We start from the raw sequence: 14527 nt of genomic DNA, 5'->3' as shown, positions 1-14527 counted from the left end.
GGCGAGTGACTGGAGTGTGGACTGATGACCGCCGAGTTCGCCGCCGACTACGGGGGTCCGCTCGAACTGGTCGAATATGACCCGAACTGGCCCGCGAAGTTCGCGTATTACCGCGACGAGCTGGCCGACGCACTCGGCCCGGTGGCGCTCCGCATCGAGCACATCGGCTCCACGGCCGTTCCGGGCCTCGCCGCGAAGAACGTCATCGACATCCTGGTCGTCGTGGCCGACGAGCACGACCGCGACGGCTACCGCCCCGCGGTCGAGTCGACCGGCATGGCCCTGGCCCACCGCGACCCGGCCGCCTCCTGGTCCTTCTACCGCCCGGCCACCCCGCCGCGCACCCGGCACGTCCACGTCACGTCGCGCGGCTCCTCGCACGAGCGGGTCCAGCTGCTCTTCGTCGACTTCCTGCGCAACCACGACCTCGCCACCGACGCCTATGCCCAGGTGAAGCGCCGCCTCGCCGTCCGCTTCGCCGACGACCGCGAGGGCTACACCCGCGCGAAGACCGACTTCATCTTCGACATGCTCGACCGCGCCGAGCAGTGGGCCGACCAGACCGGCTGGACCGTCGAGGAGCGGTAGTCGGCTGCCTCACCCGAATCCCCGCAGGCCCGGCTGCTGCCGATCACGGCCGGATGGTGGAATGGGGGCATGGCGAAGTGGGCGGTGGTTGTCTCCGGGGAGCGGTACGAGCAGGAGCGGCTCTACGCCTCGCCGTTCGTGCCGGAGGCCACGCTTCCCGCCGGGGACGAGGCGCTGCTGGTGGCGGCGGTCGAGCCGCCCGTGGTGTTCGGCGTCGCCCGGGCCGACGGTGAGGGGCGCCTGCGCTACACCGTGGACCTGATCGCGGCGCCGGTGCCGTTCGGCGGCAGCCTGGAGCAGGGCGAGCACCGCTTGGACGAGGCGGCGTTCGTCGCGGTCGCGCAAGGGGTCACGAGCGCGACGAAGCGGCCCGAGGCGAAGCGGACCTGGCTGGTGAGCGTCGACCTGCCGATCGAGGCGGCGTCGCCGGGCGAGGCGGTGCGGGAGTTCTGGACCTACGTGCGCGACCTCGGCCCGGCCGAGCTGCCCGCGTTCGTCTGGCCGGCCGGCGACGAGCTCGCCATGCAGGCGTTCGTGCTCGGCGCCGAGGCCAACCAGGATCCGGAAGAGGACTAGAACAGCCCGGGCAGCGCCGACGAGTACCCCAGGATCCGCTGCGGATCGGCGTCCAGGACGTCCGACAGCAGCGAGGCGTACACGGCGCGGAAGTCGGTCGTGAACTTCAGGTCGCCGTTGTCCAGGTCGGACAGGCTGGGCTGCTCGCCGTACAGGCCGCCGCGCACCGGGCTGCCGAGCAGGAACATGTTCGAGGCGGTGCCGTGGTCGGTGCCGTCGGAGCCGTTCGCGGCGACCCGCCGGCCGAACTCGGAGTAGACGGCCACCACGACCCGGCGGCCCGCCTCGGTCTTCGCCATCCGCGCGGCGAACCCGGTCAGCGCCTCGTCGAGCCGGCGCAGCAGGTTCTCCTGCGAGTCCCGCTCCTCGGCGTGCAGGTCGAAGCCGCCCAGCGAGACCGAGAACACCCGGGTGGCGACGTTCGCCTCGACGCAGCGGGCGACGAGGTCGAGCTGCGCCTTCAGGTCGGAGCGGCCGCCGGTGCCGGTGCCCGTGGTCTCCTCGCCGGTGTCGTCGTGGTCGCCGTCGGCGGCGGTGCGGATGAGGGTGTCGACGCTGACCAGGTCGGCGAACGCGCGGGCGGCCCGCGCCTGCAGCGGCGGCTCGCCCTCGGCGGCCGCGCCGAGCTGCGACAGGGTCTCGGTCCGCACCCCGTTGGGCAGGGCGAGGCCGGTGACCGGCACGGCCGCGCCGGCGCTGTTCGCCCCCGCGAGCAGCGGCGGCAGGACGGGCTCGAAGGACACGGCGTGCCGCGGGTCGCCGCCGTACGTGTCCAGCCAGCGGCCGAGCCAGCCGGTGTTGCCGGGCCGGTCCGGCTGCGCGGTCTGCCAGATGTCCATGGACCGGAAGTGGCTGTGGTCGGGCTTCGGGTAGCCGACCCCGCGGACGACGGCGAGCTTCCCCGCGTCGTACATCTGCTTGAACCCGGTCAGGGCGGGGTTCAGCCCGACCGTGTCGTTGAGGCGGATGACCTCCTCGGCGGTGTAGGCGAGCTCGTTGCGCGCCTCCCGGTAGCCCTTCTCCGCGAACGGGATGACGTTCGCGAGGCCGTCGTTTCCCCCGTACAGGGTGACGAGCACGAGCGTCTTCGCGTCGCCGGGCCGGTCGTCCCAGGTCGCGGTGTCGAAGATGTCCCGCAGGGTCCACGCACCACCGGCGGCGAGCGCGGAGGCGCCGACGACACCGCTGGTGATCAGAAACCTGCGCCGGGTGACGGTATCCATGAGAACCACCTAGGCAATCGCGTACTCGGGGCTCGCCAGACCGAGGGCCAGGAGCTTGCGGGGGTCGCCGGCGACGGCGTCGAGCGCGGCGCGGGTCCGGTCGGTGAACGCGTCGACGACGAGCAGCCGCGCGAGGGCGTCCGCCCGCTGTCCCTTCGGCGCCGCGCCGATCCGGTCGAGGACCGGCTGCGGGGCCTTGCCGGCCAGCAGCTGCGCCATCTTCAGCCGGGCCTGGGTCGCCGACGTGGTGAGCCACGCGGCGCCGGCGGGCCAGCCGCCGACGCTCGGCGGGCGAAGCGGGACCTGGCCGAGCTGGTTGAGGCCGCCCTGCAGCTGCTTGCGCTGCTGCTCCGGCATGTCACCGGGGCGCAGCCCGAGCTGGCGCAGCGCGCCGACGAGCCACTCCACCGGCTGCTTGACCAGCTCGGCGTGGCCGTCGGCGAGCAGCAGCACGCGGAGCATCGCCACCGTCGTGGCCTGCCGCTTCGCCTCGGCGAGCACCGCCTCCGGGATCGGGTTGTCGCCGCAGTACCGCAGCCACAACCGCCGCGCGATGAACTCCGGGCACGCGGGCTGCCCCAGCAGCAGCGCGGCGAAACCGTCGGCGTCGAGGTCGGCGGTCGTGCCGAGGATGGTCTTGGGCTTGGCGTCGTGCCGCTTCGGGTTGAGGCTCGCGGTGCCGGCCTTCGGGTCCACGACCCATCCGGTCAGCGCCCTGGCGCCCTCCCGCACGTCCCGCTCGGTGTAGTGGCCGACGCCGAGCGTGAACAGCTCCATCAGCTCGCGGGCGAGATTCTCGTTGGGCGCCTTGACGGTGTTCTTCTGCCCGTCCAGCCAGATGATCAGCGCCGGGTCGTGGATCATCGCGCGGACCATCGTGCCGAAGTCGCCGAGCGCGGTGCGGGCGAGGGTCTGCTGGTGGCCGAGCATCAGCGACCCGTACTTCACCTTGTCGGCCGAGGTCGCCCAGTGCCCGTGCCAGAAGAACGTCAGCTTCTCGTGCAGCTGGTGCTCGGCCTGGACCATCCGGTCCAGCCACCAGTACCCGACGGTGCGGATCTGCGCGGCCCGGTCGGTCTTCTCGTTGACCACCGGGGGGAGCTTCGGCACGGGTGTCCGGGCGGCGCCCGCGTCGTCGCCGGCGGGGCTGATCAGGGCGTCGAGGGTCGCGGACGCGCCGGCCCGCTCCGCCGCGTCGACCTCCTCGGCGGTCGGCCCGAAGGTCGCGCGGCGCAGCAGGTGCGCGAGTGCTTTCCGATCGGCCATGCGGCCAACAGTAGGACCCGCGTGTTCGAGCCACGTAAATCGTCGGTCAGGCTCCGGCGAAGACCCGCTTCTGCTTCTGCACGAAGGCGGCCGTCGATGCCTTGTGGTCCGCCGTCTGCCCGCAGACCGCCTGGGCCTGCGCCTCGACCTCCAGGGCCTCCCGCAGCGTGCCGGAGGAGCCGGCGGCGAGCTGGCGCTTGATCTGCCCGTACGCGACGGTGGGGCCGGCGGCGAGGCGGGTCGCGAGCTCGAGGGCGACCGGCAGCACCCGCTCGTCGTCGTCGACCAGGCGGGTCAGCAGGCCGAGACGGTCCGCGGCCGCCGCGTCGACCGGCTCGGCGAGCAGCAGCAGCTCGGTCGCCTTCGCGTGCCCGACGAGCCGGGGCAGCGTCCACGACACGCCGGTGTCGCCGGCGAGGCCCACGTTGGCGAACGCCATCAGGAACCCGGTGCCCGGCCCGCCGATCCGGAAGTCGGCGAGCAGCGCCAGGGACGCCCCGGCGCCCGCCGCCATGCCCCGGACGGCCGCGACGACCGGCTTCGGCATGGTCAGGACCAGCTCGGTGATCGGGTTGTAGTGCTCCCGGACCGTGGACAGCGGCGCGTCGCTGCCGGACTCCAGGAGCGCCACGTGCTCGCGGAGGTCCTGCCCGACGCAGAACGCCCGGCCGGTGCCGGCGAGGACGACGGCCCTGACCGCGGTGTCCTCGGCGAGCTCCTTGAGGGTGTCGCGCAGGGCCACCTTGGTGGCGGTGTCCAGCGCGTTGAGCGCCTCGGGACGGTTGAACGTGACGACGGCGACCGCTTCATTGCGCTCGACCTGCAGACTCATGTGATGAACTCCTTCTACGTTCGCAGACACTGGTCAACGTAGCGGTCGGCGGCGGGGCGCAGCCGGCCCGCGTGCCGGTCGAAGAACGCCGCCGCCGCCGTCCCCGGCCAGTGCTGCGGCAGCAGCTCGGGCGGCAGCTGCGGGTCGCGGAACAGGAACGCCCGCCACGCGTGCACCAGCGTGAACCTCGCCGCGTACGCGCGCTCGTCGTCGGTGCCGGGGCCGAGCGCCGACACCAGCGGCGTCAGGTCGGTTACGAACTGCTCGTACGCCTCGCCGATCGCCCGCAGGTCCCAGGCGCGCGTCACGAGCTGCTCGCCGCCGGCGACGTGTGCCGCGCTGAACCGGTCGTACCGGACGCCGGCCTCGACGAGCAGTGCGTCGACGCCCTCGCCGGGCCGCGGCGCGATCCAGGTGGACGCGTCGATCGCCCCGTAACCGAGAAATCCCAGGTTGGCGACGAGTTTCGCCCGCGCGCCTCGGTGCTGCGGCGGGTCCAGCGTGATGAGATCGAAGCGGCCGTCCCAGCCGGCGTCGCCCGTGGGGGTGCGGTAGATGCGGGCACCCGCCGCGTCGAGCCGCCGTGCCGCCTTCGGGGTGATGCCGTAGCCGGGGCCGGTCGGCAACCGTAAAGGGTGCAGCCAGCCCTGCCGTACCATCCGTGACACCGCGGTCCGGACGGCGGGTGGCGCGATGCCGAGGGGTGCGAGCAGGCGCACGAGGGCCGCTATGGCGGCCCGTCCACCGCGGGGACGGAGATGGTCGCCATAGAGATCAAAGAGGGCGGACCGGGCCTGCATGGCCGCTTATTGTGACAGTTGACCGGCGTTCACCGCCAGGAGTTGTCACATGGTTCGCGTCCCAGTTTGGGTCTTGGGGCCATCATCAGGGAAAATCATCTGTTGGCGCGTTCATCACGAGTCCGAAGGCCGGGAGGCAGGTCCCGGCCGACGCTGGTGAGTGACCGCGCGGGCATGCGGGGACGGCTGTGCCACCTGATGTCTGGGACATCAGGGAGCGAAGGGAGACAACATGGCGGCCATGAAGCCGCGGACAGGCGACGGTCCGCTGGAGGTCACCAAGGAGGGCCGGGGCATCGTCATGCGGGTCCCGCTGGAAGGTGGTGGGCGGCTCGTCGTCGAGATGACCAAGGATGAGGCCAACGAGCTCAGCGAGGCACTGAAGACCGCCACCGGCTGAGGTCTTCTCGCTCATCCGGCACGACCCCGCGCAACCGAGTGGCCCTGAGGCGGTCGCTCCCAGAGGTGTGCGCGGAAACATGTGAGTTTCGAGTGGAGGCAAGCTCTTGCTGGACATCCGGTTCGCCACGGCCCGCAACGTCTCCGGTGCGGTCGCCGCTGTCGTGCCGGCCGCCGACTCTTCCGACGACCCCGCGGCGGCACGGCTGGCCGCCGTGCGGGCGTCGCTGGCGAGATTGAAGCTCGGCCCGGCCGACCTGGACGACATCACCGCGTTCCTGCTGGATGTCGAGCACTCCGGGTCGGCCGGCACCCTGCACAAGCTGCCGCGCGCCGGGCACCGCCCCGACCTGCTCTTCTTCGTCGGCGTCGGGGCCGGCGACGAGGCCGGCTGGCGGGCCGCGGGCGCGAAGCTCGCCAGGTCCGCCGGCGACGAGCCGACGCTCACCCTCCTCCTGCCCGACGACGTCACGCCGGCCGCGGTGCGGGGCCTCGGGGAGGGGCTGTGGCTCGCGTCGTACCGCTTCCGCCTCGGCGCCGCCGAGCCCCCGTCGTTGCGCAGGGTCAACCTTGCCGCCGCCCGGTCGGCCGAGCTCGACGCGGGCCTCGCCGCCGCCAAGGTGGTCGCCGAGTCGACCCGCCTCGCCCGCGACCTCACCAACATGCCCAGCGACGAGAAGACCCCCGCCTGGTTCGCGAAGCGGGTCGAGAAGGCCGCCGCGGGCGTGCCCGGGCTGACGGTGACCGTCCGCGACCCGAAGGCCCTCGCCGAGCAGGGGTTCAACGCGATCCTCGCCGTCGGCGGCGGCTCCACCCGCGGCCCGCGCCTGGTCGAGCTGTCCTGGCGCCCGCGCGGCGCCCGGCGGCACGTGGTCCTGGTCGGCAAGGGCATCACGTTCGACACCGGCGGCATCTGCATCAAGCCCCTCTCCGGCATGAAGCTCATGCGCAAGGACATGGGCGGCGCGGCGGCCGTGATCGGCGCGACCCTCGCCGCCGCGGCGCTGCGCCTCCCCGTGCGGATCACCGCCCTCGCCCCCCTCGCGGAGAACGCCCTCGGCGCCGACTCCTTCCGCCCCGGCGACGTCATCCGCCACTACGGCGGCACCACCTCCGAGATCCACAACACCGACGCCGAGGGCCGCCTCGTCCTCGGCGACGCCATGGCCTACGCCGTCCGGCGCCTGCGCCCCGACACGATCGTCGACCTGGCCACCCTCACCGGCGCGCAGGGCGTCGCCCTCGGCAAGCGCACCGCCGCCCTCTACAGCTACAACGACACCCTCGCCAAGGAGCTCACCACCGCCGCCGACACCGCGGGCGAGTCGGTCTGGCGCATGCCCCTGCACGACGACTACGCCGACGCCCTCGACAGCGACGTCGCCGACATCGTCAACTCCACCGACGTCGGCGCCGGCTCCGTGATGGCCGCCCTCTACCTCCGCGAGTTCACCGGCCCCCTCCGCGACCACTGGGCCCACATCGACATGTCCTCCTCCGCCTGGTCCGACTCCCCAGACGCCGACCTCACCAAGGGCGCCACCGGCTGGGGCGTCCGCACCCTGCTGCGCTGGCTAGAGGCAACAACCTGACGCCCCGCCCCTCCAGCCACCACCCCGCCAACCACCGCAGACATGCGCCTGGTCAGCGTGGTGATCGAAGGCTGGACCTGGCCGTGCTGGCGACCAGCGCTGTCCTTGGATCAAGCGGCCGGCGCGGAGAAGTCGGCGTTGCGGGTGGGGATGCCCGTCAACGCGGCGCCCCGTTGCGCGTGGTGCTTTGGTCCGGCGCCTGACGGTTTGCTAGTCATGCCAGCTGCGGTGCGGCCATGGTCAGCGTGGTGATCGAAGGCCGGACCTGGTCGTGCTGACGGCCAATGCTGTCCTTGGATCAAGCGGCCCGGCGTAGCGAGGTGGGCGTTGCAGGTGGGGCTGCGTGCCGGCGCGGCGCCCGCCGCGCGCGTGGTGCTCGGTCCGGCGCCTGACGCTTCGGCTCAGTAGTCGTGCCGGCCGCGGTGTGGCCATGGTCAGCGTGATGATCGAAGGCCGGACATGGTCGTGCTGGCGGCCAGCGCTGTCCTTGGATCAAGCGGATGGCGTGGAGAGGTCGGCGTTTCGGGTGAGGGCTGCCTGTCAGTGCGGCGTCCCGTTGCGGGTGGGGTGCGTCGGTCCGGGCGTCTGACGGTTTATTGCTGGTTGTGTCGGCTGCGGTGTGGGCAGCAGCGGCTCCGGGTGGTGCACCTCTATCCGCCGGGTGTGGCCGGTGCTGTGATCGAAGGTTGGATCTGGTCGTGATGGCGGCCGGTGCTGTCCTTGGATCACGCGGGCGGCGCGGAGAGGTCAGCGTTGTCGGCATGGGGCCCGCCGGTCCGGGAGTCGAGAGGGATCTCGCGCCTGAGGCCCGGCTGCGGAACGGAGGCGGCAGTCGCGGTCTGCCGTGGAGCTACCCCGGTCGGCACGCCGATTGTGTGGCGCCACCTGGGCGCGGCAAGCGCCGGCAGTCGGTCGGGACATGGGGACCCCGAGGTGCGGGGGCTGTGCATCACCTGCGATAGCGGCTGTGATCCTGCGAGGCGAAGCAACCCGAGAACCCGACAAAACGGTCGCCCACAGCAGTCAGGCAACTGGGGCAGGACCTAGAGGCTGGAGCGCCGGGCGGGCAGCAGGGCGTCGGACCGCGGCCTTGCGGGGTTGGGTGGCCACCGAAATTGCGACGCGTCGGCGGGTGAACGGTGCCCGTGGGTGACTCGGCCCGCGTTTGCCGGCGCGAGATGTGGCCTGAGGATCCGGCGAAGCGGGCAGCTCACGGTAGTTCGGCAGTTGGGACTGGTGGGGCACGCGGACCTCGTGCCGTTCGGGGTCACCGCCTCGTCGAACATGCCCGAGCGGTCGGAGTGTCGGGAGGGCGGTCGGGTGTCGGGTCGTGAGTCGCGTGTTCGGGTGGTCGTGGAGTTGCGACGCGAGGGTGGCTGGGCGGTGCTGGTGGGTGACTTGGCCCCGCTTGTCGGCGTGGAGTGGTGGAGCGATCTGAGAACCCGGCGAAGTGGGCATGCCGCAGGAATTGGGCAACCGGGCCGCTCCGAGGGCCGAGGGCCGGTCGGGTGGTCGGTGGACGTCGGGTGCCGGGTTGTGGGTTGGGTGGGCCGGGGAGTTGCTGCGGGAGGGGCTGAATGGTGCCGGTGGGGCTCGGCTCCCGAGTGCTTGCGAGCGCGGGGTGGCGACCTGAGAACTCGACAGATCGAGCAGGCGGCAGCGACCTGAGAGCCTGGCAACGCGATCGCGCCGCGGCGGTCAAGTGGCTGGGCAAGGCGACGGATCGTCTTCAGGAAATCGGGAAGGCGCGGCCTCGGGAAGGCGCGGCGTCCGGAATCACGAAGAGTCAGTGCGTCGGGGAGCCAGAGATCGGGAAGTCGGCGAGTCGGGCGGGAAGTCGGGAAGGCTGGAGCGTCAGGTAGTCGAGACGCGTGATGGCCCAGCGCCGCGACGGTGGGTGTGAGGCGAAAACAGCCAGGCGACCTCGGTGAAAGCGGACGACCGGCACGCCCCGAGAAGACCGTCGCCGGTGGCCGGGCGTCGGAGTGCCGGCCACCGGCGAGGGCGGTGGGGTGCCGGCCAGCGCCCGGGTCGGCCGAACAGAGGCAGGGTGCCGGGCGTTGGCGGGTCAGGAGGTGTGGACGGCTGAGTGGTCGTCGTGGGGTGCGGCGGCGTGCAGTGCGGGTGCCGGTGGTGTCAGTGGGGTCAGTGGTGCTGGTTGCGCCGTCGTGGTGAGGGAGGCGCTCAGCTCGCCCCCGGTCTGGCGCAGGAGGTACGGCGTGCGGGGCGCCCGTCCGGGGGAGCGGGCAGCGCGGGCGGCGGCGCGGCGGTCCTGGTCGAGCCAGTCCAGGGCGGTGCGGACGGTGTAGGCCCACCAGCCGATCGTGGCGCCATACCACTCGCGGAGCTCGGCTGGGGAAGGGGCGGGGGTGCCGTAGACCGACTCGGCGGAGGTGAGGTGCTGGCGCATCTCGAGGGGGGCGCGGTCGGGGTGGCCGAGGGCGCGCAGGAGCAGGGCGTGGGCGGTGAAGGGGCCGATGCCGCGCACGGACAGCAGCGTGTCATAGACCTCGCCGGCGGGGGCGGTGCGCAGCCGGTGCTCGTCGAGGGCGCTCAGGGCGGCCAGCACGGCGTGGACGCGGCGGGCGCTCAGCGAGTTGCTGGCATAGGGCGTGAGGCCCCTGACGCCGAGCGCCACCAGCGTGGACATCGGCGGGAACGCGGCATAGCGGACGCCGTCGACGATGCCGTGGGGGCCGTGGTCGGTGAGGAGACGGCGCTTGTACGCCTTGGCGAACCAGTGGGCGGAGTGGTGCACGAGCGTGTAGAAGACGGCGGCCTCGGTGAACGAGGCGAAACGGACCTGGTGCAGGCATTCGGTGGTGGCGAGGATCGAGGTCATGGCCGGGTCGGCGCGGGCCAGGCGCAGGAACGCGGCCCGGTCGTCGCGGAGGCTCAGCCAGTCGCTGACCCGGTCGCCGACGGCCTCGGTCTCCCCGGGTCTCAGCTCGCCGTCGCTGAACACGGTGAGCGTGACGCCCGGGAGCCCGTCGTCGCGGGCGGTGACCTCGGCGACGACGGCGCGGGTCGGGTCGGACGGGTGCAGGAACGCGCGGCGGGCGCGGCCGGCGGTGACGAGCTGGTCGCCGCTGCAGGGGGCGAAGGACTCCATGGCGCGCAGCGAGCAGGCGAGGTCGAACGGTGCCGTGGCGGACAGGACGGTGCTGGTGGTCGTGCCGAATGCTGTCATGCCCCCATTTTCGAACAGGGGTACGACAATTCCGGGGACGGAAAAGCCGCGCGCCTCAAGGGGCGAGGCGCGCGGCTGACAACGATGTTCCCATCGCTGCGGACGCGGGACAACCCTGTCACCGTTCGGGTGAGTGTGATGCGTTACGACCCACGGGCCGGCCGCCTGAACAGCGGCGGTGGCCGACGTACGATGGCGGCATGTCAGCCCCTGCCACCACCGTCGAAGCCGCGATCGCCGCCGCTCTGTCGACCGTCGACGACCCCGAGATCCGCCGACCGATCACCGAGCTCGGTATGGTGCGCGAGGTCGTGCTGCGACCCGACGGCGTCGCGGTGATCGGGCTGCTGCTCACGGTGGCCGGCTGCCCGCTGAAGGACAAGCTGCGGACCGACATCACCGCCGCGGTCGGCGCGGTCGAAGGGGTCACCGGGGTCGAGGTCGACTTCGGGGTCATGACGCCCGAGCAGCGCAAGGAGCTGCAGAGCAGCCTGCGCGGTGACGTGCAGGAGCCGGTCATCCCGTTCGCCCAGCCGGGCTCGCGGACCAGGGTCTACGCGGTCGCCAGCGGCAAGGGCGGCGTCGGCAAGTCGAGCGTGACGGTCAACCTGGCGGCGGCACTCGCCGCGAAGGGGCTCAAGGTCGGCGTCGTCGACGCGGACATCTACGGCCACTCGGTGCCGCGGATGCTCGGCGCGGACGGCCGGCCCACGCAGGTCGAGTCGATGATCATGCCGCCGTCGGCGCACGGGGTGAAGGTCATCTCGATCGGGATGTTCACGCCGGGCAACGCGGCGGTGGTGTGGCGCGGGCCGATGTTGCACCGGGCGCTGCAGCAGTTCCTCGCCGACGTCTACTGGGGCGACCTGGACGTCCTCCTGCTGGACCTCCCGCCGGGCACCGGTGACGTGGCGATCTCCCTGGCGCAGCTGCTGCCGTCGGCGGAGATCCTGGTCGTGACGACCCCGCAGGCCGCCGCGGCCGAGGTCGCGGAGCGCGCGGGCTCCATCGCCCTGCAGACGCACCAGCGCATCGTCGGCGTCGTGGAGAACATGTCCTGGCTGGAGCTGCCCGACGGCCAGCGCATGGAGCTGTTCGGCAGCGGCGGCGGCGCGCAGGTCGCGGAGTCGCTGAGCCGGGCCGTCGGCGCGAAGGTCCCGGTGCTGGGCCAGATCCCGCTCGACACGCGCCTGCGCGAGGGCGGCGACGCCGGTCTCCCGCTCGTGCTGTCCGACCCGTCGGCGCCCGCCGCGGCCGCGCTGATCACCGTCGCCGACCGCCTCGCCGTGCGCCGGGAGAGCCTCGCCGGCAAACCGCTCGGCCTCAAGCCCGCCGGTCGCTGATTTCAAGAGCGACAACCGCGGCCACTGTACGAGAGACCGCCTGCGCCGATAGCTGGTCGCAGGCGGTCTGTTCGCAGATGAGGCCGAAGCCCCGCGAAGAACGGCAGGCAGGCGTCAGGTGACGTCGTCCCAGGAGGGGCGGGCCGGAGCCGGGGCGGGGGTCGCGGCCGACTTGGTGAGCGACGTGGGCGCCGCGGAGGCCGTGGGGGTCGCCGTGGCGTTGATGCCCTTGGCGGCCGCCTCCGCGTCGCGCTTGACCGAGTCGGCGACGCCGCGGACCTCGCCGACGATGTCCTGCAGAGGGCGGCGCAGAGCGGCCTCGTCGGCCTCGCTCAGCAGGTGCTTGCGCAGGAAGGCCTTCGGGTGGAGATCCTCGAGCTGGATGTCGGTGCCGAGCTCGCGGCTCAGGTCACCGGTGGCGTTGCGGGCCATCTGGCGGACGTTGCGAAGCATGCGCATGCCGTCGCTGATCGCCTTCGGCAGCCGGTCGGGGCCGAAGATGAACAGCCCCACCAGGATGATGACGATGAACTCCCAGCCACCGAGGTTTTCCAAGCCCATTGCCGGCCTCCTTGCTCTCGCCCGCCAGCCTACGCACCCGTGGCCCTCGCGGGGAGGGCCCACCGGTCACTTCGCGTCGGCGACCAGGGTCACCGAGGTCTTCTCCTTGGTGGTGCCGCGCAGGTACTGGATCTCGACGACCGCGCCGGGAGCGTACTTGCGGATGAGGGCCGTCAGGTCCCAGAACTCCTCCACGGGCTTGCCGTTGACGGCGAGGATGACGTCGCCGGCGTGGAGACCGCCGCCGGCGGCCGGGCCGTTGGCTTCGACGGCGGCGAGGCGGGCGCCGCCGGCGGGGTTGCGGTAGCTCGGGTCGGGTGAGACACCCATCACAGTGCGCCGGGCCTTGCCGGTGTTGATGACGTCCTGGGCCACGCGGCGGGCGTGGTTGATCGGGATGGCGAACGCGAGGCCCACGTTGCCGGCCGTCGCCTGGTCCTCGGAGAGGGTGCCGATCACGGAGTTGATGCCGACGACCCGGCCGGCGCCGTCGAAGAGCGGGCCGCCGGAGTTGCCCTGGTTGACGGCCGCGTCGGTCTGGATCGCCGAGTAGTAGCGGGCGGTGCCGCCCTCGCTGGTGCGGATGGGGCGGTCGAGGTAGCTGACCACGCCGTACGTGACCGTGCTGGTCAGGCCGAGCGGGGCGCCGACCGCGACGACCGGGTCGCCGACCTGCAGCTGGTCGGAGTCGCCGAACTCGACGGGTTTCAGCTGGTCCTCGGGCAGCCCGGCGGTGTCGATCTTCAGCACGGCGATGTCGGACTCGTCGTCGCTGCCGACGACGGAGGCCGGGGCGACCGAGGCGTCGGTGAAGCGGACCGTGGCGGAGCCGTTGCCGCCCTGCACCACGTGGTTGTTGGTGATGACGTAGCCGTCGTTGGACACCACGAAGCCGGAGCCCAGGGACGTGCCGGCGCCCACCCGCATGCTGATCGTGACGACGCTGGGGAGGACCTTCTTCGCCAGGGCGGCCACGGTGTCCGGCGGGCGGCCGTTCAGCGGCGGGTTGCCGCCGAGCATGGAGCCGCCCAGGACGCCACCGCCGCCACCGGCGAACACGTAGCCGAGGGTGCCGCCGAGCGCGCCGGCGAGCAGGGCGGTGATGATCGACACCATCAGGACCAGCCCGAGGCCGGCCCGCGGTGCGGGGCCGGGCGGCGGGACCTTCTCCAGCGCCGGCGGCTCGTCCACCGGCGTCTTGACCACGACGACCTGCGCGTCAGGGTCCCGCCACGGGTCGGCGAGGGCGTCGGACCACCAGCTGCTCGGGGCGGGCTGCGGTCGTGGCTGCGCGGGCGGCATGGGCCAGCCAGCGGGGCTGGTCGATGCGCCGTGGCCAGGCTGACGCCAGGCCGAACCGTCTGTCACGATCGGCTCCTCCGTCCGTTTCGCATCCAGCATTACACGGGCCGGCATCCCACACGTGAGGGCGAGGTCTCCTAGGCTTGCGGGGATCGACGTCTCATGGAGGTGCGACATCCCCCCGTCCGTCAGAGCAGCGCAGCAGTTCGCCGACTTCGTCGACGGCTACGTGCTGGAGGACCCCGTGCTCACCGCGGCCCGCGAGCAGGCCGCCGAGCTGGGCATCTCCAGCGTCAGCCGGGGTGAGGGCGCGGCGCTGCGGGTCGTCGCCGCGGTCAGCAACGCGAAGGCCGTGGTCGACGTGGGCACCGGCACGGGGGTGAGCGGCGGGTGGCTGCTGCGCGGCATGCGCCGCGACGGGGTCCTCACCACGATCGACCTCGAGCCGGAGCACCAGCGGGTCGCGCGGCGGGTGTTCGCCGCCGCCGGCAACCCGCCGTCGCGGACCCGGATCATCAGCGGCCGCGCCCTGGACGTCCTGCCCCGGCTCGCCGACCGCGCCTATGACCTGGTGTTCGTGGACCACGACCCGAGCGAGTACGCGGCCGTGACCGCGGCGGCGGAGCGGCTCCTGCGGCCCGGAGGGACCCTGGTGCTCGCCGGCGCGCTCGGCGGCGGCCGGGTCAGCGACCCCACGATCCGCGACTCGGAGACCGTCCTGCTCAGGGAGGCCGTCAAGGCCATCAGGGACAGCGACGCGTGGGTGCCGGCGATCCTGCCCCTCGGAGAGGGTCTTCTCGTGGCCGCGAGGGCGCATTAGCTGCCAGTACAAGCGACAAAAACGGCAATAGCGGG

The 14527-nt window shown here is 72.6% G+C and carries 13 protein-coding genes; 6 read left to right on the top strand and 7 right to left on the bottom strand.

Annotated elements, in window-relative coordinates:
• Positions 1-24 precede the first annotated feature (24 nt).
• Both AB0J72_RS41835 and AB0J72_RS41830 read left to right on the top strand, forming a co-directional pair.
• Positions 25-588 carry a GrpB family protein gene (locus AB0J72_RS41835; RefSeq protein ID WP_363409854.1) on the top strand — a complete coding sequence of 188 codons (564 nt, stop codon included), beginning with the start codon at positions 25-27 and terminating at the stop codon, positions 586-588.
• Between the two features lie 69 nt (positions 589-657).
• Positions 658-1164, top strand: coding sequence for a hypothetical protein (locus AB0J72_RS41830; protein ID WP_363409851.1), 507 nt, complete (start codon positions 658-660; stop codon positions 1162-1164).
• Here the strand turns inward: AB0J72_RS41830 and AB0J72_RS41825 are convergent.
• Genes AB0J72_RS41825 through AB0J72_RS41810 form a run of 4 tightly spaced genes read right to left on the bottom strand, consistent with a single transcriptional unit; the run spans position 1161 to position 5285 of the window.
• Positions 1161-2387, bottom strand: coding sequence for a DUF1501 domain-containing protein (locus AB0J72_RS41825; RefSeq protein WP_363409849.1), 1227 nt, complete (start codon positions 2385-2387; stop codon positions 1161-1163). The genes AB0J72_RS41830 and AB0J72_RS41825 overlap by 4 nt on opposite strands.
• Positions 2388-2396: 9 nt before the next feature.
• Positions 2397-3653, bottom strand: a complete 1257-nt coding sequence (locus AB0J72_RS41820) for a DUF1800 domain-containing protein (protein ID WP_363409846.1) — start codon at positions 3651-3653, stop codon at positions 2397-2399.
• A 46-nt stretch (positions 3654-3699) separates the two neighbouring features.
• Entirely contained in the window at positions 3700-4485 is a 786-nt protein-coding gene (locus AB0J72_RS41815; RefSeq protein ID WP_363409843.1) for an enoyl-CoA hydratase-related protein, read from the bottom strand.
• Positions 4486-4499: 14 nt separating this feature from the next.
• Positions 4500-5285, bottom strand: a complete 786-nt coding sequence (locus tag AB0J72_RS41810; protein WP_363409840.1) for a PaaX family transcriptional regulator C-terminal domain-containing protein — start codon at positions 5283-5285, stop codon at positions 4500-4502.
• A 232-nt stretch (positions 5286-5517) separates the two neighbouring features.
• Between AB0J72_RS41810 and AB0J72_RS41805 the strand changes: the two genes are divergently transcribed.
• Positions 5518-5685 carry a DUF3117 domain-containing protein gene (locus AB0J72_RS41805; RefSeq protein ID WP_081971220.1) on the top strand — a complete coding sequence of 56 codons (168 nt, stop codon included), beginning with the start codon at positions 5518-5520 and terminating at the stop codon, positions 5683-5685.
• Positions 5686-5791: 106 nt separating this feature from the next.
• A complete protein-coding gene (locus tag AB0J72_RS41800) occupies positions 5792-7276 on the top strand; it encodes a leucyl aminopeptidase family protein (protein WP_363409837.1) in 1485 nt (494 codons plus the stop codon).
• Between the two features lie 2068 nt (positions 7277-9344).
• On the opposite strand, the gene AB0J72_RS41795 is transcribed toward AB0J72_RS41800, so the two are convergent.
• On the bottom strand, positions 9345-10466 hold the full coding sequence (locus tag AB0J72_RS41795) for a hypothetical protein (RefSeq protein WP_363409834.1): 1122 nt from the start codon (positions 10464-10466) through the stop codon (positions 9345-9347).
• 200 nt (positions 10467-10666) lie between these two features.
• Here AB0J72_RS41795 and AB0J72_RS41790 point away from each other — a divergent pair, with 200 nt between their 5' ends.
• Positions 10667-11809 (top strand): P-loop NTPase, encoded by a 1143-nt coding sequence (locus tag AB0J72_RS41790; protein WP_363409831.1) that lies wholly within the window; start codon positions 10667-10669, stop codon positions 11807-11809.
• Between the two features lie 114 nt (positions 11810-11923).
• Here the strand turns inward: AB0J72_RS41790 and AB0J72_RS41785 are convergent, their stop codons facing one another.
• Together AB0J72_RS41785 and AB0J72_RS41780 are read right to left on the bottom strand one after the other, a co-directional pair.
• Positions 11924-12370 (bottom strand): twin-arginine translocase TatA/TatE family subunit, encoded by a 447-nt coding sequence (locus AB0J72_RS41785; RefSeq protein WP_363409828.1) that lies wholly within the window; start codon positions 12368-12370, stop codon positions 11924-11926.
• Between the two features lie 66 nt (positions 12371-12436).
• Entirely contained in the window at positions 12437-13738 is a 1302-nt protein-coding gene (locus AB0J72_RS41780; RefSeq protein ID WP_363409825.1) for a trypsin-like peptidase domain-containing protein, read from the bottom strand.
• 163 nt (positions 13739-13901) lie between these two features.
• Between AB0J72_RS41780 and AB0J72_RS41775 the strand changes: the two genes are divergently transcribed.
• Positions 13902-14492, top strand: a complete 591-nt coding sequence (locus AB0J72_RS41775) for a class I SAM-dependent methyltransferase (RefSeq protein WP_363409896.1) — start codon at positions 13902-13904, stop codon at positions 14490-14492.
• The last annotated feature ends 35 nt before the right edge of the window (positions 14493-14527 follow it).

The sequence above is a fragment of the Dactylosporangium sp. NPDC049742 genome, assembly GCF_040674675.1.
GTDB lineage: Bacteria > Actinomycetota > Actinomycetes > Mycobacteriales > Micromonosporaceae > Dactylosporangium > Dactylosporangium maewongense.
Note: the sequence above shows the minus strand (reverse complement) of the source record. Positions and strands in the feature narration are given on the sequence as shown.

What these genes read in the sequence shown, in the direction of transcription:
- AB0J72_RS41795 (WP_363409834.1), bottom strand. Translation starts at nt 10,466, where the DNA reads ATGACAGCATTCGGCACGACCACCAGCACCGTCCTGTCCGCCACGGCA.
- AB0J72_RS41815 (WP_363409843.1), bottom strand. Translation starts at nt 4,485, where the DNA reads ATGAGTCTGCAGGTCGAGCGCAATGAAGCGGTCGCCGTCGTCACGTTC.
- AB0J72_RS41790 (WP_363409831.1), top strand. Translation starts at nt 10,667, where the DNA reads ATGTCAGCCCCTGCCACCACCGTCGAAGCCGCGATCGCCGCCGCTCTG.
- AB0J72_RS41805 (WP_081971220.1), top strand. Translation starts at nt 5,518, where the DNA reads ATGGCGGCCATGAAGCCGCGGACAGGCGACGGTCCGCTGGAGGTCACC.
- AB0J72_RS41820 (WP_363409846.1), bottom strand. Translation starts at nt 3,653, where the DNA reads ATGGCCGATCGGAAAGCACTCGCGCACCTGCTGCGCCGCGCGACCTTC.
- AB0J72_RS41835 (WP_363409854.1), top strand. Translation starts at nt 25, where the DNA reads ATGACCGCCGAGTTCGCCGCCGACTACGGGGGTCCGCTCGAACTGGTC.
- AB0J72_RS41810 (WP_363409840.1), bottom strand. Translation starts at nt 5,285, where the DNA reads ATGCAGGCCCGGTCCGCCCTCTTTGATCTCTATGGCGACCATCTCCGT.
- AB0J72_RS41825 (WP_363409849.1), bottom strand. Translation starts at nt 2,387, where the DNA reads ATGGATACCGTCACCCGGCGCAGGTTTCTGATCACCAGCGGTGTCGTC.
- AB0J72_RS41830 (WP_363409851.1), top strand. Translation starts at nt 658, where the DNA reads ATGGCGAAGTGGGCGGTGGTTGTCTCCGGGGAGCGGTACGAGCAGGAG.
- AB0J72_RS41785 (WP_363409828.1), bottom strand. Translation starts at nt 12,370, where the DNA reads ATGGGCTTGGAAAACCTCGGTGGCTGGGAGTTCATCGTCATCATCCTG.